Genomic DNA, 26,438 nt, shown 5'->3' with positions numbered 1-26,438 from the left:
AAAACGCACTCCAGCCCTCAACAGGCCAGAATGCGTTTTTTTGTGTTCCAGTCTATTGAACCGCTTGAAGCGCCCTGTGCTCATCCTCCTTGCGGACGAACAGATCATGCTGGATCGTAGCCTTCCCGCCGAAGTCAGCACGCCGTGTGGTCTCTCTCATTCCGCCATTAATCCGGGAACGGTGCGGGATGCCAGCTGCTGCAAGGCGGCTTTTGACCCGGAGATATTGTCCCTGATCGAACGTGGTGTACACTAATGTGCGCTCCCTCGGGACGAAGACATGCCAGATACCTCTAAGCAAGCCCACATGCGTCTCCTCCCTTTAGTTCAGATAACGTTCATGAAGAACCCGCAGATGATGCCGTTCATGTCCGATGATCAGAGCAATCTGCGCTCTAACCGACATCGCAATGCCATTGGAGCTGCCTGTACGGGTATAATCATTATCCACCAGACTGTCTACCAGCGCCAGGGTGGACTCCCGGACGATCCGGTAATGCGCAATCATCTCTTGCAGCGTGAAGCGGTCGAACGCCCCGGCAGCCGCATAATCATTCTCTTCATAGCCCGGCAGCGGCGCCTGTTCTCCCCTCGCAAAACAAAGCAAGCGGTAAGACATAATGCGGTCATTATCCGTCAGATGCCCTAGCATTTCCTTGATACTCCACTTCCCGGGGGCATAGCGGTAGGCCCCTTGCTCCTCTGTCAGCCCGCCGAGCAGAGCCAGTACCTCCTGAGTCTGCTCTCTTAGAATAACGCCCAGTGCTCCTTCCGGCGGCACCAGTGTAATATATCTGGACTGAAATTCGGTATACTCTCCTTGCGCAGGACGCTGATTCATGGTAAAAACCCCTCTCCAAACCAATTTTCAAGAAATATTTGCCGGATTGTGTCAAAACCTGTTGTTGTATCTTAGCCTATTATGTATAATATCACCAGGATTACAGATTTGTTAATCTATTTCCCGGGAGTGTAAGCATGCTGGATTTTGTGCTTTATATGGTGTTTTCAGTTTTAGAAACATCTGCAATGTTTTATTTGGCTTTCAAGGTTTTTAAAATTGATGTTTTTCTTGTGGAAATGATATTTGCTGCTACATTAATGGCATTTGTCTCGTTTGTTCTCCGTAATGATTATAAACTGATATTAACCGATGTATTCTTCCAATATTTATTGACCTTCTGCTTTATCTGGCTTTTATTTAGAATTCATATTTTTTATGCTGTTTCTATGACAGGACTGACATACCTTGCCTATATGTTCATACAATCCTCATGTTATCTCTTGATGAAATTAATAGGACTGTATCAAGTTGGGTTACCTTATACGTCAATAGCTGTATATCTCCTTCAATTTATTTCTGCAACCGGAGCTATAACTATTGGAACTTATATCGGCAAGAAGAAAAAAGGATTTGACTTCGTGCCTGACAAACAAAATGTCAAAGTTAAAATTGAACTACGTGAAATAAAAATTTTGATTCTAAGTGCACCCTCCTTAGTTTTTGTTATATTATTGGTGTTCCTAACAGAAAAATATTCGCAATATTTCTTCCTTATGCCCATGATTTATGCTGTTTTGCTCTATTCTTACCTATATCTTTCATATAAGAAGGATCGAACACACAATGAATTTATTAGCTAATAGAATTGCTATCACAATTAAAAATGCTAACCCCGAGGAAACTCATTCTGTCGAAGTCATGCAATACTCCCTCGGCATTATATTAAATACATTACTAATCATAGTAAGTACAGCAGTTATAGGCCTTATTGCCGGCCGTTTAACAGAATGTTTAACCTTTCTGTTAAGCTTCTGTATCCTTCGCCTCGCCTCTGGCGGATTTCATTTAAAAACAGCTATGGCTTGTAATATTGTCACTACTTTGTTAAGTACCCTACTACCCACTTTAATCACATTTTCAGAATTCGGCCTTTGGATGGCTAACTCAGCCAGTTTGCTTGTCATGATTTTATTCGCTCCAAACCCTGATAAAAACTCAAGAATTTCCGCTTCAATTTATCCTATTTTGAAGTTGGTTTCTATAGTAATGGTCTCATCTAATTTCTTTATTCAATCAACTGTGCTAGGATTGGCGTTTTTGGTCCAGTCATTAACAGTAATTCCCTGGTCAAGGAGGCAAACACATTGAGAAAATTTATCGCAAAGCAGCTTTCATCCGCTCTTGCCGGATCAGCGCGTTTCTTTGTTTCAATCATGAAGCCAGCGATTCACAGCCCGGAAGCGCCAAAAGAATTACGCAAGTAATTACACAAGGATGGGGAGTACATGCGTGTCTTACTAAACGACGGCTCTTCCCGCAGTATCCGGGAGGAGGAGATATTGTATTTCTCTAACCACAAGAATACGATATTCGTCCATACGAAAGAAGGCGAATTTGTTCTCCCTACCACTCTTTCCGATTTGTATGCAGCTTACGGAGGCATGGGCTTTGAACGTCTTGACCGCAGCAATGTAGTCAACATTGGCAATATTGACGGTTATGATCCGGAACGGAAGATTGTTCTGTTCAATCAAGGGGAACAATTTGCTACTGTATCGGAATCCAATGAAACACGTATCCGCAGATTTCTAGCTTCAAGGAAAAACGAATCACCGTTATAGAAAGTAAAAAAGCAGCGATCCTCCAATAAGAGGGTCGCTGCTTTTTTTACAGTCATATATGGCTAATTAAAACAAATTCAATCATTATCACATATTATCCAACTTATGTAAAGAAAAATTCAGAGGGCGAATCCCAGCAGACGGATTATATTCCAGATGGTACCATTTAGCTAGAAGCATATTATGAATATTGTGATTATCTTTCTCACCACTCTCAACCATGATGGAGGAATACAATGGAAACTTACTTTCATCCTTCTCCGCGCCCCTCATCACTTGAGCTATTGTCTGACGAACAATTAAAGAGCATCTACGAATTGGCGCTGGAAGCCAAGGCTTCACCGGATTTTATTCAGATTATCAGGAACGTTCTCACTACGCGGAATATCTCAAAAACCCAACATCATTAGAATGCGAAGCTCTCCATCCATAAGTTACACCTGCACAGACGACCAAAAACCATCCTCCATGTTAAACGGGGATGGTTTTTGGTGTGTAGCAACCTTTTGTCTACTCGATGATTTCGGTCTTGAACACGTTCTCCAGCTTACCGCCGAGGCGCTTTTTCAGGGGAACCTTGATGTCGCGTCCCAGCTCTTTGAAGAAGGTCTCTGCATCACATTTGACGTTCTGAGCCATGGCAATGACGGTTCCATCGGCAACGATATTCTGATTCACTTCAAGCGGTACATCTACTTCGATATCGTATTTTTTGGTCAGTGTCTTGATGTATCGTGCAAAAATCTCCAACAGCTCTTCGTTGTTGAAATTCTCGATCGCAGCTTTTCCTTTACTGGTAAACTTCATATTGATTCTCATGTTTCTTATCCCCTTTTCTGTCTAACCATTTGTAGTTTGTTTATGGATCAAGATGAATAGATGGCTGCAAGAAAGGGCAACATTATTCATTTTTGAAGCAAGCTAAGCCGGGCCCTTCATTACTTATATATGCCCTTGATCTGCTGCACTTTGAACTGGGTGAATTCCTTCAAGGCCTGAATAACCTGGTCCTGTTCGTCTTCCTTCAGCTCATAGATACCTTCACGCAACCATTCACCAAATAAGTACGCCTGGCGTCCCTGACGCGGCTGCCTGCGGAGACTGTCCAGACTTCCCTCGAATTTATCGTTCAGCACGTCGGTCAGGTTGTATTTCTCAATCTTCTCAATAACCATTCCTGCCCCATATTCCGTTTCATAAACGATGACCTCGTCAGAATCGAAGGAAACATATGACGTTTCTTTGTCTTCCTTCGCCCGGAATTCCTTCAGCTTGTTAAATGCCGTCTCGTAGATATAGTCCTGAGACTGATTATGCTGCGGCAGCTTGTATCCCTGCTTGAGTGTCTTGATATACTCGATATCAGGCATATAGTCGGCCAAATGATACATCCGGTTCTTGAGATCTCCTCCGAGGGCCTCAATGATCTTGTCGAGGTTATCCTTCAGCGGGATACTCTCTCCCCGTTCAATCTTGCTGAGCTGTGAATAGCTGATGCCGCTCTTCTCTTCCAGCCCCCTGAGGGTTAATCCGCGGGCCTTTCTGAAGTGCCGGATGAAATTCCCCAGCTCATCGGGGTAATTATCGAAATCGTTCATTTGAGCCACCTCTACCTATATCATAACACAAGACAACAATTTGTGTTTCATAATAACAATTGTTTGTGTAAAATCTTTGTTCCTGAACCGTAAAAACCAACACATCCATTTAATATATATGGAGTTAATCCCCATAAATGCAAGCTCACGTGATCCGATTTCCTTATTCTCTCAAAAACACCCCGATTTTATCCGATATACTCTAATGTAAACTTAATACCACAACTGGAGGAATGTTCATGTCTTACACAATGGAAGTCAATGTTGCAAAAAACCAGGTGATCGTTAGGGCCTACGGGTTGACTGAGAGTGACGTACCCGCATACATAGCAGATTTCGAAAATGCACTGAAGCAGCTGAAGCCGGGCTTCACCGGATTCACCGATGTGACGGGTTCCCCAACCGTGCTCTCCCCTGAAGTAGCCGCAATGCTCGCTCCCACCGGTGACCGCGCGATAGAAGCAGGGGTAGGAGGCTGGGTATACGTTGCAGATTCCCCGGTCTGGAAAATGCAAATGAAACGGCTGTTCGGCAAATTCGCCGTACATTACCCTACATATCAAGAAGCCGATGCTTACCTGAGCAGCCTGGGCAACCAGTCCGTTAATTAAGTAGGAGGAGGAAGTTCTCTTGTTACCCATCTCTTCAACTTCTTCTCCGGGTGTTATCCCCGTGACGGATTCGAATTCGATGCATGCGATTATCTCAAGCAGTATCACATATGACCGTAACAGGATCGACAGCAAGATTTCGGAGTTAGCTTCAGAATTGCGGGAAGACAGCAGTGCGCTGCACAGCACAATAATGTTCCAAGCTCACTCTCCCGGATTAAAGAGGACAGCGATGAGATCAATTCCTCCAACCCGGAAACCAGCACCGACCCTGCTCCAGATTCAACTTCGCTGGATATTCTGGTGTGACTGCACATGTAAAAACCGTTCCTTACCGGAACGGTTTTTACTTTGTTAACGGATTCACCACATATAATGACCCAGGTATTTTTTATTATTCCTTAATACCCCGGCCAAGGACGCCGCACACAATATAATATAGAGTCCCAGGAAAAGCGGCATGGACAGGACCGCCTTACGCTCAATAATTCCCATTCCAATAAAAGTCATCCCTAATATGAGATAGGGCAGGACCATCCCTCTTTGAAAAGAGGCCCGCTCCTCCTTACTCAAACCATCCCTAACGGATTGCCGAAGGAACACATCAAGTCCAAAAAAGTGACAAGCCGCTTGTGTGAGCATCCAGATCCCTAAAAGAATCTGCGCTATGATTTATACCACCTCCTTTGCTTATCCCTTCATTATAAACTAAAAAAGCCACTCGAATGAAGGAGTGGCTTGATTTGTTATTTATTCCGTTGACGAGCTTCACTAGCTTTGATATATAATATATTCCAGCAGTTTACAATATTCATCCTCATGATACCTTTGATTTTCGTTGTTCAATCCAATCCTTACTATATAGCTATTATCTCATTTGTTGTTCTCTATTCGCTTTTAACAGGCGTTTACAGATCACATGCAAGCCATGACGCAGACGTGGCCGTTACTCAATGGCGACTGTCTCAGGATCATCCTAGACAAATAGAACGTTACATCATAACCGACCACTGTATGGAGCCACATTGTTGCACTTCTTGCAGGATTCCCCTGAAATCTTACTGGCTGTGGAGTTAGGCCTCTACATCATCGCAGCAGCGCCGAATGTAATCGGTTTTTCGATTACATTTGGGCCACATGCCTCTGCCGCGCTCAATGTAATCGGTTTTTCGATTACATTTGAGCCACATGCCTCTGCCGCTCTCAATGTAATCGGTTTTTCGATTACATTTGGGCCACATGCCTCTGCCGCACTCAATGTAATCGGTTTTTCGATTACATTTGGGCCACATGCCCACGCAGCGCCGAATATCGTTGGCTTTTCGTGTATATCGGACCTGGCTTCAGTGAAACAAAATACCACTGGCTATTGGGGAATACGATTTCCCATTAGCCAGTGGTATTTATTGTTAAGCTATTCCTGCCCCTAACCCTTTCAAGACACCTTATGCTCAATGCGCAGCTTGTCGGCGACCATGGCAATAAATTCCGAGTTAGTTGGCTTGGATTTGGAGATATTAATCGTATAGCCGAACAGGTGGGAGATGCTGTCGATATTGCCACGGGTCCAGGCGACTTCAATCGCGTGACGGATGGCGCGTTCTACGCGGGAAGGCGTGGTCTTGAACTTCTCGGCAATAGCCGGATACAGCGTCTTGGTGATGGCACCAAGTATCTCAATGTTGTTATAGACCATGGTGATGGCTTCACGCAGGTATTGGTAGCCTTTGATATGCGCAGGGACGCCGATTTCATGAATGATTGAGGTAATATTCGCGTCCAGGTTCTTGCCCTTGGACAGCGGAACCACATTACTGGAAGATCTGGAAGAAGAATAGCCGGACATGCTTCCGGAAGTGCTCATGCTGCCCTGCGTGCCGACCAGCTGACGCACACGGTTCGCCAGAACCTCCATGTCAAACGGTTTCAGAATATAATAAGAGGCTCCAAGCTGAACGGCTCTCTGTGTAATGTTCTCCTGGCCAAAAGCGGTCAGCATAATGATCTTGGGCTGCGGGTTCAGATCCATATCACGCAGGCGTTCAAGAACGCCGAGGCCGTCCAGATGCGGCATAATGATATCAAGGATAAGGACATCGGGGATCTTGCGTGCTCCGCTGAGCATCTGAAGTACCTCTTCCCCATTGTAGGCAATGCCTGTCACTGTCATATCTTCTTGTTCAGTAATGTACTCGGCGAGCAAGTTCGTGAACTCCCTGTTATCATCGGCCAACAACACTTCAATATTCTGCACTGGCTGCTTCCTCCTTATATATCTGCTATTCAGAAAATATTTATCATCTTCTCTCCCTATAACTTTCGACATCACGTTTGAATATCCTTCTGTCGAAAATTATTTTTCTTTATTTTTTTTCGTCGTTGATTTATAATTAAATATTTTGTTTCACGTTTCGAGGATAATCGCTGCCCTTCGACAAAAAAATCTTAAGGCTAAACCGCCTTAAGATTGTATTGAAGCTCCTGATCCTGTTGAACCACACCGGAGTCCCTAAGCATCCACTCAATGAAGCAGCCATACCCTGACTTAGGATCATTGACGAACACATGGGTCACTGCACCGATTAGACGGCCGTTCTGGACAATCGGGCTACCGCTCATCCCCTGGACAATCCCCCCGGTCTTATCAAGCAGACGCGGGTCGGTGATGCGCAGCACCATGCCCTTAGTAGCAGGGGTCTGTTGACGGGCCACATGGATGATCTCTACGTTGAAGCGTTCGACCTGCTGACCATCGACGACAGTAAGAATCTGTGCGGGACCTTCCTTCACTTCCGAACTCATGGCTACCGGAATCGGCTCCTGATACAGGCTGTGCTCGGGATTACGGGTCATTTTACCGAAAATTCCGAAATCCGTGTTGCTCTCCACATTTCCGAGAACCTGGCTTTCTTTCAGAAAATGGGCCCGTTTCTCCCCCGGATCGCCATCCTGGCTCTTGGAGATTGAAGTGACGCTGGACTGCACGATATGGCCGCTGCCAACCACAATCGGCGTACCTGTGTTCATGTCAGTGATGACATGCCCAAGGGCCCCATACACCCCCTGCTTCGGGGCATAGAAAGTTAGGGTCCCTACACCTGCTGCGGAATCACGGATGTAGAGCCCGAGCCGCCACACCTTGTCTGTGCGGTCATACGCGGGCTTCAGCTGAGCCGTATGCTCTTTACCGCCGCGTTTGTAGACGATGCTTAAGGAATCATTGCTTTTGCCGGCCTGCTCGACCAGCCTTGCTACCTTCGATACCTCGTCCAGCTTCACCCCGTTGATGGAGATCATCAGATCGCCGGGCAGGATGCCGCTGTTCTCGCCGGGTGAAATCTTGGACTGCTCCGATACTTCAATCAGATGATGACCAACAACCAGCACGCCTGCCGACTTCACCTTCACGCCAATCGTCTGACCTCCGGGGATGACCTTAAGTTCATTCTCGGTTCCCTGTACCGCCCTAAGCGGCTGATGTTCAAGCGGTGCTGCGTGGATCTGTGAGGGTCCCGTTATGCCTGATAAACTGAGAAAGAAGGCAAATAAAAGGCCGGGCATTAACTTCCTGAGGTTAGGCTTCAATGGCTGTCACACTCCCTTTTGCTTCTTTCGCTTGACGAAAAAGGTGGTCGCCAATTGCGTACCTATAAGATAACCCTGCCCCCAGGCTTTTATTACTGTCAATCATTGTCCCGCTTAGCTTGCAGCTGCCTTGCTGGCCTCGGCCAGACCCAGCATCTCCTGTGCGTGATGCAATGTTTTTTCGGTAATTTCCACACCGCCCAGCATCCGGGCCAGCTCCATTACGCGGCCTTCAGCCGAGAGGGAGTCCACCTCGGTCATCGTGCGTCCGTCTTCGACTTTTTTGGCAATCAGGTATTGATGATCCGCCATACAGGCCACCTGTGGCAGGTGGGTAATGGAGAACACCTGGCAGGTGGAGGACAGCTTATACAGCTTGTCCGCGATGGACTGGGCTGCCCGCCCGCTAACCCCGGTATCCACCTCATCGAAGATAAGGACTGGAATCGCATCATGCCGTGCAAAAATACTCTTCATTGCCAGCATAATCCGCGACAGCTCTCCGCCGGAGGCGATCTTGCCCAGCGGACGCAGCGGCTCGCCGGGATTCGGGGAGATCATGAATTCAGCGCTGTCGATCCCCTGCCGGGTCAGACGGTACCGCCGTCCCTGATACTCCATGCCGCGCGGATCTTCGAGCGTCTCCATCTTCACCTGGAGTGAGGTCCGTTCCATCTGCAGATCCTTCAGCTCTCCCTCGACCTGTGAAGCAAGATCCGTCGCACACTGCCGCCGCGCTCCGCTCAGAGCTTCGGCTGACTCCATTAAGATATGAAGCAGGCCATCGCGTTTGGCCGTTAATTTCAGTATATATTCGTCTTTATTCTCCAGAAGATCCGTCTCCCGCTCAATCTGCTGATAATATTCCAGAATCTGCTCCACGCTATCCCCGTATTTGCGCTGCAGTCCGGTGATCAGATCCAGCCGGTTCTCAATATCCTCCAGCCGCGCCGGATTGAATTCAATCTCTTCACGGTAGTCGCGCAGCTGAAACGCCGCATCCTCCAGCTGGTAATAAGCCGACTGCAATTGCTCGAAGACTGCCCGCAGACCCTTCTCGTCATACCGCACCGCATCTTCAAGCCTGGAGATTACATTGCCAATGGACTCCAGCCCTTGCCTGTCATACAGCAGCTCGTATGCGCCGGATACTGAATCCATCATTTTCTCACTGTGGGATAGTTTTACCCGTTCTTCGGCAAGTAATTCATCTTCTCCCGGTTTTAGTCCCGCAGCAGAAATTTCCTCCAGCTGAAAACGGTACAAATCCAGCATCTGATACGCCTTTTGGCTGGATTCCTGAAGTTCCCGGAGTTCTTTTTCCACTTTGCCGAAGGCTGTATATTTCTCCTGATAATCCGCTTTGAGCGGTCCGATCACCGGTTCCCCATAGGTATCCAGCAACCCTAAGTGACGTTCAGCCTTCAGCAGGTTCTGATGCTCATGTTGTCCGTGAATATTGACCAGCTGTTCTCCGATTTCGCGCAGCATGCTCAGATTGACCATCTGGCCGTTCACGCGCGAGGTACTCTTGCCCTGGGAGGTAATCTCCCGGCGGATCACCAGATGCTCCTCACGCTCTGCCCCGATGCCCAGCCGCTCCAGCGTATCCCAGACCGGATGAGTTCCCGGCAGACTGAAAAGCGCTTCCATTTCGGCCTTCTCACACCCGTACCGGATGGAGTCAGCGGAACCGCGTCCCCCGGCAATGAGTGCGAGCGCATCGATGATAATTGATTTTCCGGCACCGGTCTCCCCTGTAAGCACATGGAATCCCGGATAAAAATGCACATCCACCGCCTCAACCACGGCCAGATTGCGTATAGACAATGTCTCTAACACGAATACAGCACCTCCGACATGATGATTGTCTGTCTGCCCGCAGGCTGAATTACGATATATAGCCCATAATTTGTGAAATGACGTCCTTGCTGTCCTCCGGCTGGCGGCAGATAATCAGAATGGTGTCGTCTCCGGAGATCGTACCCATAATTTGCGGCCAGTCGATATTGTCGATCAGCGCAGCCACGGAATTGGCCGTTCCCGGCAGACATTTCATGACCACAAGATTCGCGGAATAGTCGATTTGTACAAAGTTGTCCACCAGTACACGCTTCAGCTTCTGAGTCGGGTTGTAACGCTGGTCAGTGGGCAGAGAATACTTGTATCGACCGTCATCCATCGGCACCTTAATCAGCAACAGTTCCTTAATATCGCGGGATACGGTCGCCTGTGTTACTTGAAAGCCTGCTTCCCGTAGCGCCTCGACCAGATCATCCTGGGTTTCGATTTCCTTTTGCGAGATAATTTCTCTAATCTTGATATGCCTGTGTCCCTTCATTGTTGCCTCCCGTATTTATATAGTGCTTAACTGGATTCTCCGTCGTCCTTGCCGAAATTAATTACATGAATGTTGGAATTCACCGTATCCACATAGAGTACCCCGCTGCAATCAGGGTAGATCAGCAGATAGGGGAGGATGTAGTCACGGAGTCCGCTGCCGGTGAATTCAAGCTCCTTGCGGGGGCGGGACAGGATGACCAGATAGTAATGCTCCTCATTCCTGATGGCTACGTAATCAATGAACAGCCTGCTGTACATCGGTGCCCCATTCACCTGAAAAGACAGCGGGATCTTCAGCTTCCCGCCGATGACCTCGTACCCTGCATCTTCCAGCAGAGCGATGGACGGATGGGGCTGAATGACCTTGTTGATCGGCACCCGGTCCTTCATGAAGGAACCCGGGGACCCCTGCAGCCAGATATAGATTCTATAAAGGATAAAGATTGCCGCCGCCAGTCCTATAAGTGCCACTACAGCCTTGTCCGAGCTCGCCACTCCCATCACCTCGGTGAATCTATTCGCGTGCGGGCGGCTGAAATCCTGCTTCCGGCTGACAATCTGCCGCTAATTTCGGTTCGTGAAGACCTGTGAATTGTTATCTTGGCAGCAAAAGAAACTCATCTCTTCGATGAGTTTCCATGGCCCGCAGCGCTGAAGGTTGCATTCGCTTCCTTAATGACGGAGTCGGCAAGCGCGGCGAAATTATTCGGCTGTGCTTCAGCCGCAGAAGTCTGCTGCACTGAAGGCTGCTCCGCAGCCTCTGCAGGCAGCAGCTTCCAATGTACCAGAAATTCGATATTACCTTCCCCGCCGGTAATGGGGGAATATGTCAGTCCTGCAAGCGTGTAGCCCAGTTCGGCTGCCATGGTCAGTACGTTTACCAGCACCTCCCGGTGAACAGCCGGTTCGCGTACGACTCCAGACTTGCCCACCTTCTCGCGCCCGGCTTCGAACTGCGGCTTAATCAGCGCAGCGATATCAGCAGGACGGTTCAGCAGCGCCATAAGCGGCGGCAGGATGATTCTCAGTGAAATAAAGGAGACATCGATACTTGCAAAGTCAGGTACCGGTCCCTTCAAATCAGGCGGGGTCATGTAACGGAAGTTGGTCTGCTCCATTACGGTTACCCGCTCATCATTACGCAGGCTCCAGTCGAGCTGGTTATGTCCCACATCAATCGCGTACACATGGGCTGCACCGTTCTGAAGCGCACAATCGGTGAAGCCTCCTGTAGAGGAGCCGATATCCAGCATGTTGCGGCCGGTCAGCTCGATGCCGAACTGCCGCAAGGCCTTCTCAAGCTTCAAGCCGCCCCGGCTGACATACGGGTGCAGCGCTCCCTTGACTCTGAGGACAGAGCTGCGGAGCACCTTCATCCCCGGCTTTTCAATCCGTTCTTCGTTCGCAAGCACCAGGCCCGCCATAATGGCAGCCTTTGCCTTCTCCCGGCTGTCGTAGAAGCCTTGCTCCACCAACAGCACATCAATTCGTTCTTTAGGGTGTTCCATGTTCATCTCCCGATCACTTCGGTCCGCCCTCCGTCCCTGCCCTTAGGAGGTGGAGGTTGACTTATAGGTATAAGTGCTGAGCCCTTTCATTGACTTAATACGTGCGCACACGGCTTCAACGGTAAGCCCCGTCTCCTGCCGCTGCTCCTTGATGGACCCATGCTCGACGAAAATATCCGGCACGCCCATCAGGTGAACATGCGCATCATATATCTCCTGCTCTGCAAAGAACTCCAGCACCGCACTGCCAAGGCCGCCGGCCTGGCTCGCTTCTTCCAGCACCACCATACCCGTTCCGGCATGTGCCAGATCAAGCAGCATCGTGTTATCCAGCGGCTTCAAGAAGCGCGCATTGACTACACCGATCTGAATACCTTCACGCTTCAGTACTTCCGCCGCTTCTTCGGCCACATGAACCATCGGGCCGCAGGCAAGCACGGCATAATCCTCTCCGGGACGCAGACGTTCCCAGGTGCCGATAGGCAGACTGTGCAGCTCAGCATCCAAAGCCACCCCCGTGCCGTTAATCCGCGGATAACGGTAAGCAATCGGTCCTTCATTATAGTCCAGCGCCGTCTTCATCATGTGGCGCAGCTCATTCTCATCCTTCGGCATCATAAGCACCATGTTCGGGATATGACGCATAAACGCGATATCGTACACGCCCTGATGGGTCTCTCCGTCCGCACCGACGAAGCCCGCACGGTCGATGGCGAACATAACATTGGCATTATGGCGGCAAATGTCGTGAACAATCTGATCATAGGCGCGCTGCATGAAGGTGGAGTAGACGGCAAATACCGGCTTCATGCCTTCCATAGCCAAGGCCGCACATAAGGTGGCCGCATGCTGCTCCGCGATCCCGACATCAATCATCCGGTCCGGGAATTCCTTGGCAAACGGGAATAGTCCCGAGCCGCCCGGCATCGCCGGTGTTACGGCAACCAGCCGCTTATCCTGATGCCCCAGCTCAATTAACGTCTGTCCGAAGACTTCCGTATACATCGGATTGCCGACCGCTTGAAGCACCTGGCCGGATTCGATTTTGTAAGGGGAAATGCCATGCCATTTATAGGAATCGACTTCCGCCGGTTTGTAGCCCTTGCCTTTGGTGGTAAGAACATGCACCAGAACAGGCCCGGATACATTATCCGCCTGATGGAAGGTGTCGATCATCTTCTCCAGATCATGACCGTCTACGGGCCCCAAATAGGTAAATCCGAGTTCTTCGAACAGAACACCGGGTACCAGCATGTTCTTCAGGCCGTCCTTCACATTCTGCGCAGTCTTCGCCAGACGTCCGCCGATGGCCGGGATTTTCTTCAGCAGGCCTTCGACCTCGTCCTTAGCCCGCAGATAATGACGGTCCGAACGGATCTTGCTCAGATAGTTATGCATCGCCCCAACATTCGGCGCAATGGACATTTCATTGTCGTTCAGGATCACCATGAGCTTGCGGCGCTCATGCCCGATATGGTTCAGCGCTTCAAAAGCCATTCCGCCAGTGAGGGCGCCATCGCCGATAACGGCAATTACCTTATTGTCTTCACCCTTCAGATCACGGGCCATCGCCATGCCCATTGCCGCTGACAGAGAAGTGCTGCTGTGTCCGGCTTCCCAGACATCATGCTCACTCTCCGTACGTTTGACGAAGCCGCAGAGTCCGCCCTGCTTGCGCAGCGAGTCGAACCTGTCCTGACGGCCGGTCAATATCTTGTGGACATACGCTTGATGCCCTACATCATAGATCATCTTATCCCGGGGACTGTCATAGCAGTAATGCAGGGCCAGCGTGAGCTCCACGACTCCCAAATTGGATGCGAGATGTCCCCCTGTTACTGACAGCTTCTCGATCAGAAACTGGCGGATTTCCTCCGCAAGGGCAGCCAGTTCCCCGACTGATAAAGATTTTAGCTCCTGAGGATCATTTATTTGTGGAAGCAGCACGAGTATTCCCCGCTTTCCTAGATGTTGTTAAAATATAAACCCCATTATAACACAAACGAAACGGCTGCCGAAACACAGCCGTTTGCCGAATCTTCATTTAGTGGTCACGTGACATCAAATAATCTGCAATTTCCAGCAGCCGGGACGGGTCCTGGAACCCTCCCTTTAGGATCGCCAAATGCGCAGCAGCCGTAAGTTGCTTCACCTCTTCGCGCGAAGCTTCAAGGCCGATGAAATACGGATAGGTCACCTTCTGCTGCTTGATATCACTGCCGGTTTTTTTGCCCAGCTTGCTCTCATCACCGATGAGGTCCAGAATATCATCCTGAATCTGGAAGGCAAGGCCAATCTGTGTGCCGAACCGGCGCAGGGCCTCCAGCTGCCCCTCATTCGCACCGGCGATTCTGCCGCCCGCAAGCAAGGAGAAGATCATCAGATCGCCAGTCTTGTGCAGATGAATATACTGGAGCTGCTGCAGGTCGGTCATTCCCTGCTCGCCTTCCATATCGGCTACCTGACCGCCGACCATACCGCGCGGGCCTGCCATCTCAGCCAGATCCTCCACGATGGACAACACGCGCTCTGCCGGAACCCCATACTTACGGGAGGCTTGTACCACACTGTAGAACGCATGGGTCAGCAGCGAATCCCCGGCCAGAATGGCCATCGCTTCCCCGAAGACCTTATGGTTCGTCAGCTTGCCGCGCCGGTAATCATCATTATCCATCGCAGGAAGATCGTCATGAATCAGAGAATAGGTATGCACCATTTCAATCGCAGCTGCTACAGGCAGCGCAGCTTCGCGGCTGCCGCCCAGTGCTTCGCAGGCAGCGGTAACCAGCAGAGGCCGCAGGCGCTTACCACCAGCTTGCAGCGAGTATTCCATCGACTCTCTTAGGACCCCGGGGACGTCCCAATGCTCCGGTACGACCCCGCTTAGAGCAGCAGCAACCCAGCTGCTAATGTCAGCTATATACTGCTCCAGCGGTTCGCGGCCCTGCGGCCCCGCCGCCCCGCCGGATGGCTCAAGCTCAGAATGACTCATCGCTATCGCCTTCCAGCCGGCTGCCGAACGGCTTCTTCCGCAGTTCGCCATCCTCTACGGTGATCATCTCAATCTTGCGCTCTACCTGCTCCAGCTTGCTGCCGCATAGCTGCGAGAGCTTCATTCCCTGCTGGAATAAATCAATCGCTTTCTCCAGGGGAACGTCACCGTGTTCAAGCTCACGCACGATACCCTCCAGGCGCTCCATGGCTCCTTCAAAATCCAACTCAGCTTCCTTCGCCATTCGCTTTGCCATCCTCCTTCATTCCCCATACGTGGCAGTTTAGTTGTCCGTCATTAAGCTTTATGTTGACCACATCGCCAAGCTCTACTTCCTTCAGCGATTTGATTAAATGCTGTTCCTTCTCGTCATACACAAGGCTGTAGCCCCGTGACATGACCTTAAGCGGGCTGAGCGCATCCAGATGGCGCAGCTCTGCCCCGAACCGCGCGCGATTATCTGCAAGGCGCGCCTGCATAGCCGCCGTCAGCTCACGGGTGAGGCCATCCGTGCGCCGGCGGGCAGCGCTGACGCTGCTAAGCGGATGGAAGCGCTGCAGGCTCTGGTGCAGCAGCGCGCTGCGCCCCTGTGCGCGGCTGTGCCTTGACTCTGCTGCGCGGAGCAGGGCCGCGCGCAGCATGTCCAGCCGCTGCGCGTGCTGGGCCAGCTGCCGGCGGGGGCCGGCCAGCGCCAGCGAGCGCTGCAGCGCAGCGAGGCGTTCGCCGCCGCGCTGCGAGCGGCGCAGCAGCCCTTGGCGCAGCCGCTGCCGGGCCATGCGCAGCTGCCCGGCCAGCTCGGCTGCGCTCGGCACAGCGAGCTCCGCCGCTGCCGTAGGGGTGGCCGCCCGGAGATCGGCGGCGAAATCGGCGATCGTGAAGTCGGTCTCGTGGCCCACGGCCGAGATGACCGGAATCCTGGAGGCCGCTATCGCCCGGGCGACGGCCTCTTCATTGAAGGCCCACAGCTCCTCCAGGGAGCCGCCGCCGCGCCCGACAATCAGCACATCGGCCTCACCCATGGTGTTCAGGTTCTGAATGGCCTGTACAATAGACGGGCCAGCCCCCTTACCCTGCACTAGTACAGGGTAGAGCACAATCGCCACCTGCGGGTAGCGGCGCTGCAGAGTGATGATAATGTCCCTCACAGCCGCTCCTGTCGGGGAGGTCACAACCCCTATACAGCGCGGGAATTGCGGCAGCGGACGCTTGCGCTCCGCTGCGAACAGTCCTTCCTTCTCCAGCTTGCTCTTCAGCTGCTCGTATGCGAGATACAGACTGCCGATTCCGTCAGGCTGCATATGTGTCGCATAGAACTGGTATTGCCCGTCCCGTTCATATACGGTCACATTTCCTCTGGCGATGACCTTCGTGCCTTCCTTCGGCACGAACGGCAGCCGCGAGTTATGCGAGGCGAACATGATGGCTTTGATCCGGCTGCTCTCATCCTTTAGCGTGAAGTACATATGCCCGCTTCCGTGATGGGTGAAATTCGAGATTTCACCGCGAATCCATACATCGGACAGCAGCGTATCCGAATCCAGCTTCATGCGGATATATTTGTTAAGCTCCTTGATGGAGTAGATCTGCCGCTCTGCCGCCATAAGTCCGGCCTACTTCAGGCCGCGGAGGCGTTTGGCCGCGATCAGCGTGTTGCTCATCAGCATAGTGATCGTCATCGGTCCCACTCCGCCCGGCACCGGCGTAATGAACCCGGCTACTTCCCGGGCACTCTCATAATCCACATCCCCCGCAAGCTTGCCGGTATCCAGACGGTTCATGCCGACATCAATCACAATCGCCCCCGGCTTCACGAACGAAGCATCAATGAAGTTGGCCCGGCCAATCGCTACCACCAGGATATCAGCCTGACGGCTAAGCTCAGCCATATTCGCTGTGCGCGAGTGGCACATGGTTACTGTGGCATTCTCACGCTGTAACAGCAGGGATACAGGCTTGCCGACAATATTACTGCGGCCGATCACAACAGCATGCTTACCGGAGATGTCCGTACCGGTCCGCTTGATCAGTTCAATGACCCCGGCAGGCGTGCATGGGAGCAGACTGTCGTCCCCAATGACGAGGTTCCCCACATTGACCGGGTGGAAACCGTCCACATCCTTCTCTACCGAGATGGCGTCAATCACAGCCTTCTCCTCAATATGCTTCGGAAGCGGCAGCTGAACGAGAATGCCGTCAATATCGCTGCGGCCGTTCAGGTCTGCCACCAGTGCCAACAGCTCCTGCTGGGTGGTAGCGGCATCCAGCCGGTGCACCTCGGAATGGAAGCCCAGCTCAATACAGGACTTCTCCTTGTTGCGCACATAGACCTGGGAAGCCGGATCTTCGCCGACCAGAACGACAGCCAGACCCGGCTTCACGCCGCGCTCCGCTAGATCTGCAACCTCCCGGGCAATCCCGATCCGAATGTCGTCCGATACCTGTTTACCGCTGATAATCGCTGCTGTCATGTAAGTCTCTCCCCTATTGTCTATTGAAGGCTTATAAGCCTGTTACTGCCGCTTGCTGCTGAATCTGAACCGGTTCTGAAGCTGAACTACAGCTCCGCTCTAAGCGTGTCCACATCCTGAATCATCTTGCCGAGGACACCGTTCACGAATTTACCGGAATCCTCTGTGCCGAAATGCTTGGCCAGATCAATTGCCTCATTGACAGATACCTTGGCCGGCACATCGCTGGCGAAGATCATCTCGAAGGTCGCCAGACGCAGAATCTGACGGTCTACGCGTGACAGGCGGCTCATCTGCCAGCCCTTAAGATAATGCTCCAGCATATCGTCAATCGCCATTTTGTGCTCCCACACGCCGTTGACATGCGTAACTACATAGGCCTTCAGTTCGATCTCATCCGTAATGACGCGCTCGGTTTCGTTCTCATCCGCCGCTTCTTCAATCAGCATGTCAACCGCCTCGGTTACTTCAACATCATTCATTTCCATCTGATACAGGCTTTGTACAATAATTTCTCTCGCTAAACGTCTCTTCATGTGTTCCTCCTACGAACTAACTTTCATTCTTGTTTTGATTTTATATTTCAAAAAAAACCGCGCAGCCTTTCTTCCGCAGGTCAGCAACTCAAAGTAACGGGTTCCAGGCTTCCGGGAGAAAGACTATCGCGGTTCACTTGAAGGGACGCCAGCGCCCGGACAGCCGCTCTGCGATCTCCTGCCATTGAAACAGGGGACCCTGCGCGGTATCCTTTCGTTTGCCGAACGTATATCCAATGAACACTACCAGTGCAAAGAACAGCATATCCCAAAAACCGCTAATCAGATAAATCAATCCGAGAAAGACACCGAAGGCAACTCCGGTAATTCTACCCCCGTGACTTTCCCATACTTCTCTCCAGGACATCAGGGAAACTCACCTCTATTCCACTCGACTTTTGAAGCTTGGTGCCTGTGTGAGGTTAGCAATGTATACAGACACATCGGCAACCGGAATTCCGGTTGTCTCCTGCACGAAATCATGCACCTGGCGCTGTACATCTGTGGTAAGCAGCGGCAATGAATGCTCGCCGTCGACGACCGCCCGGATCATAATCTCAAGACCCGCCTGTGAGACACGGATGCGCGATTTCAGGTCGCGTATACCCTTCACTTTGCCCGCAGCCTTCAGACTCAGGTTCTCAATGGTCTCCATTGAGATCTGAATATCCCCGTATTCTGTACGCTGATCCACAGACGGCAGGGATGCGCGGTCGCGGCGCAGGGAGATGTAGAAGAAGCGGATGCTCAGCAGAAACAGAATGACCGCCACCGAGATTGCAGCAATATAGACCGCCGGTCCGTCCGAAATCTCATACTTGTCCGGGATGACACCGCTTAAGAGGAGGATGGCAGTTACAGATAGTATTCCAATGCTTAAGCTGTACAGGAACAGCAGAAGCCTGTCCAGAATTTTGGCCACGAGTCTCACAACCTCCTAAAATTAAGGTAAACCCTCGACGCACTGTCGGGGGTTTATGGAAGAACTGAACCCTTACTTCACGCGGATAACCGCATCCGTGTCCTCGCTCTTGTCAATGCTTGTATTGCTTTTGAACTGCACATCATGAATATGCACGTTCACTTCCACAACGGTCAGACCGGTCATGGTTTCGATGGAGCGCTTAACATTACGCTGAATTTCAGCAGCCACTTCCGGAAGACGGTAGCCGTATTCGATAATTACGGACACATCCACCGCAGCCTCGCGCTGTCCAACCTCAACCTTAACCCCTTTGGACAGGTTCTTGCGTCCGAGAAGCTCAACGATTCCGCCGGCGAAACCGCCGCTCATTCCGGCCACACCTTTCACCTCAACGGTTGCCAAACCGGCGATCACCTCGATCACCTCTGGAGCGATCTGGATTTCACCGATTTCCGTACGTTCAAATTCTGTCGGCAATGTACTCATTTTGGACTTCACACCTTTCCAGCAAGTAGGGGCACTTCAAGCGGGCAGTACGCCTCTTATTAAACATACTATATCATTTGACGAACTTTATGACAAACCATGAGAAGCCGTCCTAAACTTCATACTCCTCAAGGAACTTGATATCGAAGTTCCCGTCCAAAAACACCGGATGCTCCAGCAGTCTCTGATGAAATGAAATGGTGGTATGTATGCCCTCCACCGCAAATTCAGCCAGTGCACGCTTCATCTTCGCAACAGCCTCATCCCGGGTAGGTGCCCACACGATCAGCTTGGCAATCATGGAGTCATAAAAAGGTGAAATGGTATAGCCGGGGTACGCTGCGCTATCCACCCGTACGCCGAGTCCGCCCGGAGGCAGATAGAAGCCGATTTTGCCGGGAGACGGCATGAAATTACGTTCAGGGTCCTCCGCATTGATCCGGCACTCGATCGACCACCCGTTGATGACAATATCCTCCTGGGTGAAGGAGAGCGTGTTGCCTTCCGCCACAGAGATCATTTCCTTGATCAGATCCACTCCGGTAACCATTTCTGTCACGGGGTGCTCCACCTGGATACGGGTATTCATCTCCATGAAATAGAACTGGCCGTCAGGTCCGAGCAGGAATTCCAGGGTGCCCGCCCCCGAGTAATTAACCGCAAGCGCGGCACGTACAGCTGCTTGGCCCATTGCCTCACGGGTCTCCGGTGTCAGGATGGAGCAAGGTGCTTCCTCCACCAGCTTCTGGCGGCGGCGCTGCACAGAGCAGTCACGTTCGCCCAAATGGACTACGTTGCCGTGATTATCGGCGATGATCTGAATCTCCACATGCTTCATGCCGGTCAGGAATTTCTCCAGGTAGACCCCGGCATTGCCGAAGGCCTTCTGCGCCTCCTGCTGGGCTGCGGTAATCTGCTTCACCAGCGATTCTTCATCCTCGGCAATGCGGATGCCCTTGCCTCCGCCGCCTGCGGTAGCCTTGACGATGATTGGATACCCGATATCCCGGCCAAGCATCACCGCTTCTTCTATGTCGCCGACAAGCCCGTCGGAGCCCGGAATAATCGGAACCCCCGCCTGCTTCATCGTCTCCTTGGCTACGGCCTTGTCGCCCATCCGCGTAATCGCATCCGGTGAAGGGCCGATGAAGGTAATGTTACAGGATTCACAGATCTCGGCGAAATCCGCATTCTCGGCCAGGAAGCCATAGCCGGGATGAATAGCATCGCATTCCGTCAGCGTGGCAACGCTCATAATATTAGTAAAGTTCAGATAGCTGTCCTTGGCGGGCATCGGTCCGATACAGTACGCCTCATCTGCAAGTCGGACATGCAGGGAATCGCGGTCCGGCTCCGAATAGACAGCCACGGTGGCAATACCCAGCTCGCGGCAGGCCCGGATAATGCGGACCGCAATCTCGCCGCGGTTGGCAATCAACACTTTTTGAATGTTCATGCGTTTCCTCCCAAAGTTTAGCGAAGCTTGCAAGCTCCTCCTCATTCTCGCGGCAATTATTCCGCTCTCACCAGAAACAGCGGCTGGCCGTACTCCACCAGTTGGCCGTTCTCAACCAGGACAGAGACAATCTCGCCCTTCACTTCGGCCTCCAGCTCATTCATCAGCTTCATCGCTTCAATGATGCAGACCGTGGATTTCTCATTCACCCGGTCTCCGACATTAACAAAGGCAGGCGTCTCCGGTGAAGCGGCACTGTAGAAGGTCCCGACCATCGGCGAGACGATTTTATGTAATGCGCCTTCAGCGGAGGTTGCGGGCTGCTGCGCCGCAGCAGGAACTTCACTAACAGCCGGAGGGGCAATGATCTGCGGACTTTGCGGCTGCGGGGCTGGCGTAAAGGGGTAGGTATAAGGAGCCGCCTGAATTACTGTTCCTTCAGCTTCAGAGCGATCCGGTTTACGGATAGCCAGCTTCATACCTTCGCTTTCAATCTCCAGCTCGTGCACGGAGGAAGTCTGGTCCAGCAATTGAATCAATTCCTTAATCTCGCTTAACTTGAACATTGGGTAGTTCACTCCTTCAGCTTTCTCTCGAAGCCATTTTGGGACGCTGGCTGAGCAGGGTACGATATCCGTTCTGACAAGCTTACCCATAAGGCGGGTGTGCTCTGTAACTCTCTTGAATCGCTACCTTGTGTAACCGCTGCCTGCGTAATCTTCTTTTTCTATACATCGATAACTTTATGTATTATATCACAAACGCTAGAAATGGAAAGAGCCTGGGACGCGCCCGGGCTCTTTCGGCATTTTATTCTATTTTCCCTGATTATATTCAGCCGGCTTACTGCTCCGAGACGTATTGGACCTTAATCTTGTCCTGGGTAACGCTCAGTTCCTTCATTACAAAGTCCACGATGCCAACCGCCTGCTTCACATCCAGCTTATCGCTCAGCACCACGATCGTGTAGGCGTCACCGGATTCTTCTTTCACGATGGCCTCGCCGTATTTTTGTTGAAGCTTCTCTTCAATCCCGGTGATCTTGGACTCCTTCTCCTCCAGCTTGCTGAGCTGCTCCTGGGCTGCTGCATTCTCAGCCGGTGTCTTATCCATATCATTAATCAGCGCCAGCAGATCATTGTGATCCTTAAGGTTCTTTTGCTCGCGTTCATACAGGTAGTTCGTGAACAGGCTGCTTGCTGATACGCTCTGCGAAGCCACTTCATCCAGAATCGCCTCGTCGTCCTTCGCCGGAGTCTTGTCTGCAGCGGCTGACGTATCCTTGCTGTCTTTGCTGTCCTTGGTATCCTTAGTGTCCTTATTTTCCTTGGTATCCTTGCTGCCAGCCGTATCCTTGCCTTTATCAGCCGTAGCCGCCTTGTCCGTTGCAGCAGTTGTATCCATGGCAGTGTTGCTGCTGTCAGCAACCACACTGCTGTCATCTATCACGGCCGGAGTCGTACTGTCCTCGGTTGCCACTGTTGATGCCGCTTCATCCTTGGTGGTCTTGCTGCTGTCATCTACGGTTCCTACTGCAATTCCCTTGTCCGTGCTGACCTCTTTGATGACAAGTCCGCTGTCCAGCGTAGTTGCAGTTCCGCCGCCCGTTCCGTCTTTTATAGTATCCACCTGGATGCTGCCTGCGGTTTCTTTAGGGATGGGAGCCCCCGTATCTTCCGTGAACAGATAATATGCAGAGAGCACTACCATCAAACTGAGCATAGAAACCAGCCAAATCGTTTGTCTTTTGCCCTTCATTGTTTATACCTCCTATAATTTTGTTGCCAGCCCTCTTGTCGTCTCTGAGTCGTGTGTATCGTACAAGCCTCTTCTGTTAAAGCATATGCCGGGGTTGCCGGAGACATGCCTATTCCTGCTTGCGCGGGACAACAGAAATCCGGTAGACCGGTACGTTAAGCCCTTTTTCAACCGCCTGCTCAATCAGACTGCGCACGACCTTGTTCTCTGCCCCTTTGGCGACCACCAGCACTCCCCGTACCTGGGGCTTCACCCGCTTGGTGATGATCGGAGCCTCGTTCCCTGACTGGCTGTAAGTGACGATCTGGCCGTCCCTGGTGTACTGGGTGGTATGGCGTTTACCGCCGCTGGCATCCGTTTCTTCACTTTGCTGCTGCGAGTCGTTCATATTGCGCTGCACGATAATTTCCTCTGTGGAATCTACAGTGACCATGATATCCACAGTCCCGACCCCCACAATTTTCTCCAGAATCTCCTTGGTGCGGTTCTCCATCGCCAGTTCGATGCTGTCAAAAGAATTCGCGCTCCCGGCCTCCTGCTGCAGGACGGTCTGCGAGGTCCCGCTGTCCGGCGGTTCACGCCCCGTGTTCTCGTTGTCCAGCTTCTTCACATTCACGAAGGAGTTGAACAGCATGATCGCAACACCCAGCAGGCCGATAATGATCAGCCAGCGGAAGGTGTGGCTGCGCTTCGGGCTGCCGCTGCCGCCGCCTCCGGCCCACTGCTCCAGCTTTTTCAGCCAATTGCCCATTGATTGCCCGCCTCCTCTTATGATTTCACGGTACCGGCCCCGCTGCTCTGCACCTTGATCAGAGCGGGGTCCAGGTTCCAGTTCTGCTCCAGCAGCTTGATAATTGTTCCGGCTTCCTCCGCCAGGGTCTCCTTCACTCCTTCTGTGCCGTTCGCGGAAGAGGAGGACGCCGGAGCCGCACCTCCTGAGGAGGACGCTTCCTGCGCTTCCCCCTCTCCGCCGCTATCCTCCAGGCTGACCTGGACCGGCTCCACAGGGGTGATCTGTATCGGCCCGGATGACGGCGGGGCTACAGTGCCATTGCCCGGGACAGCACCTCCGGAGGCACTCTGCTCCGGCGGGAGAGCTACCATGACTGAGGAGATCAGCGGCACCTCCTCGCCCAGCGGCGCATTCGGATTCGGGCCCATAGCCAGGGCCACCGTCACCTTCACCCCGCCTAGCCCGGTGCTCCCGGCAATCTGGTCGCGCATCTGGCCGGCGATTTCCTCGGCAGCCAGCTTCAGGCTCTGGTCACGTGCTCCGGCAGCAAGCATCCGCCCGTCTGCCAGAATCTTGTCCAGCGAATCCGGTGCACCCTCCGCTCTGTTCAGCAGCCCCCCGCTTCTCTCCTGCTGCTGCATCGCCATGGTCAGCTCCTTGCTCGCATCCCCCTTCAGCAGAGAGATGATCGGGCTGAGCATCGTCAGCAGAACCAGCAGGCTGAGCACCAGCCTGGCGTAGCGTTCCATGGATTTACTGGGCAGGAGCATCTCCACGAATGCAGCCATCAGTACGACGAGAATCAGCTCATGGAGCCAACTGCTGAGCCAGGACATGGCGCACCTCCTTATCATTTCGTGCTATCGCATCATCACAGTCACATTGCCCGCGGTCAGCATAATGGTTACCGCCAGGAAGAACATCAGCGAGACGGCGGCCAGCGCCGCGAAGACATAAATCATGCTTTTGCCGATCGTCTGCAGGCAGGTCACGATCGGTGTCTCGCCCAGCGGCTGCATGACGGCTGCGGCCAGATTGTAGATCAGGGCGAGGATCAGGATTTTGATCGCCGGGAATGCGCACAGGAAGAGGATAATGATTACTCCCGACAGCCCGATGGCGTTCTTCACCAGCAGTGAGGCCGAGATGACCGTGTCCGTGGCATCCGCGAACATTTTACCGATCACCGGCACGAAATTCCCTGTAATATATTTGGCCGCGCGTATGGTCACTCCGTCTGTAACCGAGCTGGTAATCCCCCGGACAGAGATCACGCCGAGAAACACCGTCAGCAGCACCCCGAGCAGCCCGGCCCCGATATTGCGCAGCAGGTTGGCCAGATGGGTCAGCTTGTATTTCTCCGACATGGCGCTCACCAGATGCAGTACCGCCGAGAAGAACAGCAGCGGGAAGACCAGCGTATGAATCAGCGTGCCTACGGTATGGATCATGAATACGATCAGCGGGTGGGTCACAGACACCGTGACGATATTGCCCATCGAGGCCAGCAGCGCGAACAGCAGCGGAATCATGGCCATCATGAAATCGATCATCCGGTCGATGGCATCCTTGGCATAACCGATCGCGACATTGAAGCTGTTAACGGCGATGACCAGCACCACCATGTAGCAGAGCATATAAGCGATCTTACTGACGGATTTCCGTTCAAAAGCAGTCTGCAGCGTCTCCAGAATCATGCTCAGCACACTGATCATCACAATCGTGACCAGCAGCTTGCCGTTATAGAGCACCTCGTGCCACATGAAGTTCATCAGGCCGGACAATACGCTTTTGAAGCTTAAGCCCTTATCTCCCGGCAGCAGCATATCCATCAAGGAAGGCGTCCGGCCCTCCGGGAAAAATCCCCCGTAATCCTTCATCAGCTGGTCCCAGTAAGACTCCACTTTGTCCTTTGGCAGATGCTCCACCTGCCCCTTCACCCACTGGTCAACAGGAGACGTAGAGCCTCCGCTGCCGCCTGCAGCCGGGGACGAAGGAACCGGGGCTGTGCTTGCAGCATCTGCAACACTTGCAGAACTTGCGGCGCTTGCCGTGCTTCCACACAGCAGAAGCAGTTGGAGCACCAGCAGCAGGGCTGGCAGAAGCAGGAGAGCTTTTACCCCTTTTGGCGGCCGAAAAAACCTATGCTCCTGCATTCCCCTCACCTCCGCTTTACTCCAACTTGTCCGGCATATCCGCTGTATCAGGCTGGCAGCAGCTTCATGACGGTTTCAATAATAATGCTGATAATCGGAACAGCCAGCACCATGATCAGCACCTTGCCGGCCAGCTCAATCTTGGAAGCAATCGATTCCTGCCCGGCATCCCTCACAATCTGCGCCCCGAATTCCGCGATATAGGAGATGCCGATGATTTTGAACACGGTTTTGATATGGATCATTTCCATCCCGGAGGATTCCGCGACCCGCTCCAGCGTACCGAGAATCGTTCCGATCTTGCCGATCAGGAACAAGAATATGAGAATGCCGGCCGCAGTGGTGAGCAGGAAGGCAAATACCGGCTTTTGCTCCTTCAGGACGAGGATCAGGACCGTCGCCAAGATGCCAATTCCCACAATCTGAATGATTTCCATAACTTCAGCCTACTGAAAAAGAAAAATCGTTTTGATTTCCTGCAGCAGCCCATCCAGCATCCGGATGACCATGAACAGGACGATGATAAAGCCGACAATCGTTACCCAGTGGGCGATATCCTCTTTGCCCATCTGCTTAAGCACCGTGTGGATCATGGCGATAATGATGCCGATGCCGGCAATCTGAAAGATCGCGTTGACTTCAATATTCATTCCTGGCA

At 52.2% G+C, this 26,438-nt stretch carries 34 protein-coding genes; 7 read left to right on the top strand and 27 right to left on the bottom strand.

Going from position 1 to position 26,438, the window contains the following annotated elements:
* Positions 1–52: 52 nt before the first annotated feature.
* Both NST04_RS14870 and NST04_RS14865 read right to left on the bottom strand, forming a co-directional pair.
* Positions 53–307 carry a hypothetical protein gene (locus NST04_RS14870; protein ID WP_340951491.1) on the bottom strand — a complete coding sequence of 85 codons (255 nt, stop codon included), beginning with the start codon at positions 305–307 and terminating at the stop codon, positions 53–55.
* Between the two features lie 15 nt (positions 308–322).
* Positions 323–841, bottom strand: a complete 519-nt coding sequence (locus tag NST04_RS14865) for a DinB family protein (protein ID WP_340951488.1) — start codon at positions 839–841, stop codon at positions 323–325.
* A 137-nt stretch (positions 842–978) separates the two neighbouring features.
* Here NST04_RS14865 and NST04_RS14860 point away from each other — a divergent pair, with 137 nt between their 5' ends.
* From NST04_RS14860 to sda, 5 genes are all read left to right on the top strand, one after another.
* A complete protein-coding gene (locus NST04_RS14860; RefSeq protein ID WP_341184872.1) occupies positions 979–1,644 on the top strand; it encodes a hypothetical protein in 666 nt (221 codons plus the stop codon).
* Positions 1,628–2,152, top strand: a complete 525-nt coding sequence (locus NST04_RS14855; RefSeq protein WP_341184871.1) for an accessory gene regulator ArgB-like protein — start codon at positions 1,628–1,630, stop codon at positions 2,150–2,152. The genes NST04_RS14860 and NST04_RS14855 overlap by 17 nt, the downstream gene beginning before the upstream one ends.
* Positions 2,149–2,268, top strand: a complete 120-nt coding sequence (locus NST04_RS14850) for a cyclic lactone autoinducer peptide (RefSeq protein ID WP_341184870.1) — start codon at positions 2,149–2,151, stop codon at positions 2,266–2,268. The genes NST04_RS14855 and NST04_RS14850 overlap by 4 nt, the downstream gene beginning before the upstream one ends.
* Positions 2,269–2,289: 21 nt before the next feature.
* On the top strand, positions 2,290–2,625 hold the full coding sequence (locus tag NST04_RS14845; RefSeq protein WP_341184869.1) for a LytTR family DNA-binding domain-containing protein: 336 nt from the start codon (positions 2,290–2,292) through the stop codon (positions 2,623–2,625).
* 236 nt (positions 2,626–2,861) lie between these two features.
* On the top strand, positions 2,862–3,035 hold the full coding sequence (sda, locus tag NST04_RS34015; RefSeq protein WP_445667894.1) for a sporulation histidine kinase inhibitor Sda: 174 nt from the start codon (positions 2,862–2,864) through the stop codon (positions 3,033–3,035).
* A gap of 100 nt (positions 3,036–3,135) precedes the next feature.
* On the opposite strand, the gene NST04_RS14840 is transcribed toward sda, so the two are convergent.
* Both NST04_RS14840 and NST04_RS14835 read right to left on the bottom strand, forming a co-directional pair.
* Positions 3,136–3,444 carry a hypothetical protein gene (locus NST04_RS14840; RefSeq protein ID WP_036698353.1) on the bottom strand — a complete coding sequence of 103 codons (309 nt, stop codon included), beginning with the start codon at positions 3,442–3,444 and terminating at the stop codon, positions 3,136–3,138.
* Positions 3,445–3,563: 119 nt separating this feature from the next.
* Entirely contained in the window at positions 3,564–4,223 is a 660-nt protein-coding gene (locus tag NST04_RS14835) for a helix-turn-helix domain-containing protein (protein WP_341184868.1), read from the bottom strand.
* A gap of 239 nt (positions 4,224–4,462) precedes the next feature.
* Here NST04_RS14835 and NST04_RS14830 point away from each other — a divergent pair, with 239 nt between their 5' ends.
* Positions 4,463–4,834 (top strand): hypothetical protein, encoded by a 372-nt coding sequence (locus NST04_RS14830; protein WP_341184867.1) that lies wholly within the window; start codon positions 4,463–4,465, stop codon positions 4,832–4,834.
* A gap of 1,028 nt (positions 4,835–5,862) precedes the next feature.
* Entirely contained in the window at positions 5,863–6,264 is a 402-nt protein-coding gene (locus NST04_RS14825) for a hypothetical protein (RefSeq protein WP_341184866.1), read from the top strand.
* 5 nt (positions 6,265–6,269) lie between these two features.
* Here NST04_RS14825 and spo0A read toward each other — a convergent pair whose 3' ends face one another.
* The 23 genes from spo0A to spoIIIAC all read right to left on the bottom strand — a co-directional run bounded on the left by spo0A (position 6,270) and on the right by spoIIIAC (position 26,430).
* Positions 6,270–7,088, bottom strand: coding sequence for a sporulation transcription factor Spo0A (gene spo0A / locus NST04_RS14820; RefSeq protein WP_036731960.1), 819 nt, complete (start codon positions 7,086–7,088; stop codon positions 6,270–6,272).
* A 197-nt stretch (positions 7,089–7,285) separates the two neighbouring features.
* Positions 7,286–8,395 (bottom strand): SpoIVB peptidase, encoded by a 1,110-nt coding sequence (spoIVB, locus tag NST04_RS14815; protein ID WP_341184865.1) that lies wholly within the window; start codon positions 8,393–8,395, stop codon positions 7,286–7,288.
* Between the two features lie 138 nt (positions 8,396–8,533).
* Positions 8,534–10,261, bottom strand: coding sequence for a DNA repair protein RecN (recN, locus tag NST04_RS14810; protein ID WP_341184864.1), 1,728 nt, complete (start codon positions 10,259–10,261; stop codon positions 8,534–8,536).
* 49 nt (positions 10,262–10,310) lie between these two features.
* Positions 10,311–10,760, bottom strand: a complete 450-nt coding sequence (gene ahrC / locus NST04_RS14805; RefSeq protein WP_340752740.1) for a transcriptional regulator AhrC/ArgR — start codon at positions 10,758–10,760, stop codon at positions 10,311–10,313.
* A 26-nt stretch (positions 10,761–10,786) separates the two neighbouring features.
* Positions 10,787–11,263: a hypothetical protein gene (locus NST04_RS14800; protein ID WP_341185256.1), complete on the bottom strand. Its 477-nt coding sequence runs from the start codon at positions 11,261–11,263 to the stop codon at positions 10,787–10,789.
* A gap of 116 nt (positions 11,264–11,379) precedes the next feature.
* A complete protein-coding gene (locus NST04_RS14795) occupies positions 11,380–12,270 on the bottom strand; it encodes a TlyA family RNA methyltransferase (protein ID WP_341184863.1) in 891 nt (296 codons plus the stop codon).
* A gap of 42 nt (positions 12,271–12,312) precedes the next feature.
* Positions 12,313–14,217, bottom strand: coding sequence for a 1-deoxy-D-xylulose-5-phosphate synthase (gene dxs / locus NST04_RS14790; protein WP_341184862.1), 1,905 nt, complete (start codon positions 14,215–14,217; stop codon positions 12,313–12,315).
* A 97-nt stretch (positions 14,218–14,314) separates the two neighbouring features.
* Complete coding sequence (locus NST04_RS14785) at positions 14,315–15,262, bottom strand: polyprenyl synthetase family protein (protein ID WP_341184861.1); 948 nt, start codon at positions 15,260–15,262, stop codon at positions 14,315–14,317.
* Positions 15,249–15,506 carry an exodeoxyribonuclease VII small subunit gene (xseB, locus tag NST04_RS14780; RefSeq protein ID WP_036698378.1) on the bottom strand — a complete coding sequence of 86 codons (258 nt, stop codon included), beginning with the start codon at positions 15,504–15,506 and terminating at the stop codon, positions 15,249–15,251. Before xseB ends, NST04_RS14785 begins: the two co-directional genes overlap by 14 nt.
* The gene (gene xseA, locus NST04_RS14775; protein WP_341184860.1) at positions 15,490–16,863 is read right to left on the bottom strand and encodes an exodeoxyribonuclease VII large subunit; all 1,374 of its coding nucleotides are present in this window, start codon (positions 16,861–16,863) and stop codon (positions 15,490–15,492) included. The genes xseB and xseA overlap by 17 nt, the downstream gene beginning before the upstream one ends.
* A 9-nt stretch (positions 16,864–16,872) precedes the next feature.
* Positions 16,873–17,730: a bifunctional methylenetetrahydrofolate dehydrogenase/methenyltetrahydrofolate cyclohydrolase FolD gene (gene folD, locus NST04_RS14770; protein ID WP_341150857.1), complete on the bottom strand. Its 858-nt coding sequence runs from the start codon at positions 17,728–17,730 to the stop codon at positions 16,873–16,875.
* An 86-nt stretch (positions 17,731–17,816) separates the two neighbouring features.
* Positions 17,817–18,266, bottom strand: a complete 450-nt coding sequence (gene nusB, locus NST04_RS14765) for a transcription antitermination factor NusB (RefSeq protein WP_036698385.1) — start codon at positions 18,264–18,266, stop codon at positions 17,817–17,819.
* A 133-nt stretch (positions 18,267–18,399) separates the two neighbouring features.
* Positions 18,400–18,633, bottom strand: coding sequence for a DUF2273 domain-containing protein (locus NST04_RS14760; protein ID WP_036698387.1), 234 nt, complete (start codon positions 18,631–18,633; stop codon positions 18,400–18,402).
* 15 nt (positions 18,634–18,648) lie between these two features.
* Positions 18,649–19,188 carry an alkaline shock response membrane anchor protein AmaP gene (gene amaP, locus NST04_RS14755; RefSeq protein WP_036698389.1) on the bottom strand — a complete coding sequence of 180 codons (540 nt, stop codon included), beginning with the start codon at positions 19,186–19,188 and terminating at the stop codon, positions 18,649–18,651.
* A gap of 72 nt (positions 19,189–19,260) precedes the next feature.
* Positions 19,261–19,677, bottom strand: a complete 417-nt coding sequence (locus NST04_RS14750) for an Asp23/Gls24 family envelope stress response protein (protein WP_036698392.1) — start codon at positions 19,675–19,677, stop codon at positions 19,261–19,263.
* A gap of 112 nt (positions 19,678–19,789) precedes the next feature.
* Positions 19,790–21,133: an acetyl-CoA carboxylase biotin carboxylase subunit gene (gene accC, locus NST04_RS14745; RefSeq protein ID WP_341184859.1), complete on the bottom strand. Its 1,344-nt coding sequence runs from the start codon at positions 21,131–21,133 to the stop codon at positions 19,790–19,792.
* Positions 21,134–21,189: 56 nt separating this feature from the next.
* Positions 21,190–21,699: an acetyl-CoA carboxylase biotin carboxyl carrier protein gene (gene accB / locus NST04_RS14740; RefSeq protein ID WP_341018124.1), complete on the bottom strand. Its 510-nt coding sequence runs from the start codon at positions 21,697–21,699 to the stop codon at positions 21,190–21,192.
* Between the two features lie 277 nt (positions 21,700–21,976).
* Positions 21,977–22,891, bottom strand: coding sequence for a SpoIIIAH-like family protein (locus tag NST04_RS14735; protein WP_341184858.1), 915 nt, complete (start codon positions 22,889–22,891; stop codon positions 21,977–21,979).
* 109 nt (positions 22,892–23,000) lie between these two features.
* Positions 23,001–23,642 carry a stage III sporulation protein AG gene (gene spoIIIAG / locus NST04_RS14730; protein ID WP_341184857.1) on the bottom strand — a complete coding sequence of 214 codons (642 nt, stop codon included), beginning with the start codon at positions 23,640–23,642 and terminating at the stop codon, positions 23,001–23,003.
* A gap of 17 nt (positions 23,643–23,659) precedes the next feature.
* Positions 23,660–24,460 (bottom strand): stage III sporulation protein AF, encoded by an 801-nt coding sequence (gene spoIIIAF, locus NST04_RS14725; protein ID WP_341184856.1) that lies wholly within the window; start codon positions 24,458–24,460, stop codon positions 23,660–23,662.
* 24 nt (positions 24,461–24,484) lie between these two features.
* Positions 24,485–25,780, bottom strand: coding sequence for a stage III sporulation protein AE (gene spoIIIAE / locus NST04_RS14720; protein WP_341184855.1), 1,296 nt, complete (start codon positions 25,778–25,780; stop codon positions 24,485–24,487).
* A 47-nt stretch (positions 25,781–25,827) separates the two neighbouring features.
* The gene (spoIIIAD, locus tag NST04_RS14715; protein ID WP_036698407.1) at positions 25,828–26,217 is read right to left on the bottom strand and encodes a stage III sporulation protein AD; all 390 of its coding nucleotides are present in this window, start codon (positions 26,215–26,217) and stop codon (positions 25,828–25,830) included.
* A 9-nt stretch (positions 26,218–26,226) separates the two neighbouring features.
* The gene (gene spoIIIAC / locus NST04_RS14710) at positions 26,227–26,430 is read right to left on the bottom strand and encodes a stage III sporulation protein AC (RefSeq protein ID WP_020426549.1); all 204 of its coding nucleotides are present in this window, start codon (positions 26,428–26,430) and stop codon (positions 26,227–26,229) included.
* Positions 26,431–26,438: the final 8 nt, after the last annotated feature.

It is taken from the genome of Paenibacillus sp. FSL H7-0756, from assembly GCF_038006765.1.
Lineage (GTDB): Bacteria > Bacillota > Bacilli > Paenibacillales > Paenibacillaceae > Paenibacillus_AQ.
The sequence above is the reverse complement of the archived record's forward strand: the minus strand, read 5'-3'. Positions and strand labels throughout refer to the sequence as shown.

What these genes read in the sequence shown, in the direction of transcription:
- NST04_RS14865 (WP_340951488.1), bottom strand. Translation starts at nt 841, where the DNA reads ATGAATCAGCGTCCTGCGCAAGGAGAGTATACCGAATTTCAGTCCAGA.
- NST04_RS14860 (WP_341184872.1), top strand. Translation starts at nt 979, where the DNA reads ATGCTGGATTTTGTGCTTTATATGGTGTTTTCAGTTTTAGAAACATCT.
- NST04_RS14855 (WP_341184871.1), top strand. Translation starts at nt 1,628, where the DNA reads ATGAATTTATTAGCTAATAGAATTGCTATCACAATTAAAAATGCTAAC.
- NST04_RS14845 (WP_341184869.1), top strand. Translation starts at nt 2,290, where the DNA reads ATGCGTGTCTTACTAAACGACGGCTCTTCCCGCAGTATCCGGGAGGAG.
- sda (WP_445667894.1), top strand. Translation starts at nt 2,862, where the DNA reads ATGGAAACTTACTTTCATCCTTCTCCGCGCCCCTCATCACTTGAGCTA.
- NST04_RS14840 (WP_036698353.1), bottom strand. Translation starts at nt 3,444, where the DNA reads ATGAGAATCAATATGAAGTTTACCAGTAAAGGAAAAGCTGCGATCGAG.
- NST04_RS14835 (WP_341184868.1), bottom strand. Translation starts at nt 4,223, where the DNA reads ATGAACGATTTCGATAATTACCCCGATGAGCTGGGGAATTTCATCCGG.
- NST04_RS14830 (WP_341184867.1), top strand. Translation starts at nt 4,463, where the DNA reads ATGTCTTACACAATGGAAGTCAATGTTGCAAAAAACCAGGTGATCGTT.
- spoIVB (WP_341184865.1), bottom strand. Translation starts at nt 8,395, where the DNA reads ATGCCCGGCCTTTTATTTGCCTTCTTTCTCAGTTTATCAGGCATAACG.
- ahrC (WP_340752740.1), bottom strand. Translation starts at nt 10,760, where the DNA reads ATGAAGGGACACAGGCATATCAAGATTAGAGAAATTATCTCGCAAAAG.
- NST04_RS14800 (WP_341185256.1), bottom strand. Translation starts at nt 11,263, where the DNA reads ATGGGAGTGGCGAGCTCGGACAAGGCTGTAGTGGCACTTATAGGACTG.
- NST04_RS14795 (WP_341184863.1), bottom strand. Translation starts at nt 12,270, where the DNA reads ATGGAACACCCTAAAGAACGAATTGATGTGCTGTTGGTGGAGCAAGGC.
- NST04_RS14785 (WP_341184861.1), bottom strand. Translation starts at nt 15,262, where the DNA reads ATGAGTCATTCTGAGCTTGAGCCATCCGGCGGGGCGGCGGGGCCGCAG.
- xseB (WP_036698378.1), bottom strand. Translation starts at nt 15,506, where the DNA reads ATGGCGAAGGAAGCTGAGTTGGATTTTGAAGGAGCCATGGAGCGCCTG.
- xseA (WP_341184860.1), bottom strand. Translation starts at nt 16,863, where the DNA reads ATGGCGGCAGAGCGGCAGATCTACTCCATCAAGGAGCTTAACAAATAT.
- folD (WP_341150857.1), bottom strand. Translation starts at nt 17,730, where the DNA reads ATGACAGCAGCGATTATCAGCGGTAAACAGGTATCGGACGACATTCGG.
- nusB (WP_036698385.1), bottom strand. Translation starts at nt 18,266, where the DNA reads ATGAAGAGACGTTTAGCGAGAGAAATTATTGTACAAAGCCTGTATCAG.
- NST04_RS14760 (WP_036698387.1), bottom strand. Translation starts at nt 18,633, where the DNA reads ATGTCCTGGAGAGAAGTATGGGAAAGTCACGGGGGTAGAATTACCGGA.
- NST04_RS14750 (WP_036698392.1), bottom strand. Translation starts at nt 19,677, where the DNA reads ATGAGTACATTGCCGACAGAATTTGAACGTACGGAAATCGGTGAAATC.
- accC (WP_341184859.1), bottom strand. Translation starts at nt 21,133, where the DNA reads ATGAACATTCAAAAAGTGTTGATTGCCAACCGCGGCGAGATTGCGGTC.
- accB (WP_341018124.1), bottom strand. Translation starts at nt 21,699, where the DNA reads ATGTTCAAGTTAAGCGAGATTAAGGAATTGATTCAATTGCTGGACCAG.
- NST04_RS14735 (WP_341184858.1), bottom strand. Translation starts at nt 22,891, where the DNA reads ATGAAGGGCAAAAGACAAACGATTTGGCTGGTTTCTATGCTCAGTTTG.
- spoIIIAG (WP_341184857.1), bottom strand. Translation starts at nt 23,642, where the DNA reads ATGGGCAATTGGCTGAAAAAGCTGGAGCAGTGGGCCGGAGGCGGCGGC.
- spoIIIAF (WP_341184856.1), bottom strand. Translation starts at nt 24,460, where the DNA reads ATGTCCTGGCTCAGCAGTTGGCTCCATGAGCTGATTCTCGTCGTACTG.
- spoIIIAE (WP_341184855.1), bottom strand. Translation starts at nt 25,780, where the DNA reads ATGCAGGAGCATAGGTTTTTTCGGCCGCCAAAAGGGGTAAAAGCTCTC.
- spoIIIAD (WP_036698407.1), bottom strand. Translation starts at nt 26,217, where the DNA reads ATGGAAATCATTCAGATTGTGGGAATTGGCATCTTGGCGACGGTCCTG.
- spoIIIAC (WP_020426549.1), bottom strand. Translation starts at nt 26,430, where the DNA reads ATGAATATTGAAGTCAACGCGATCTTTCAGATTGCCGGCATCGGCATC.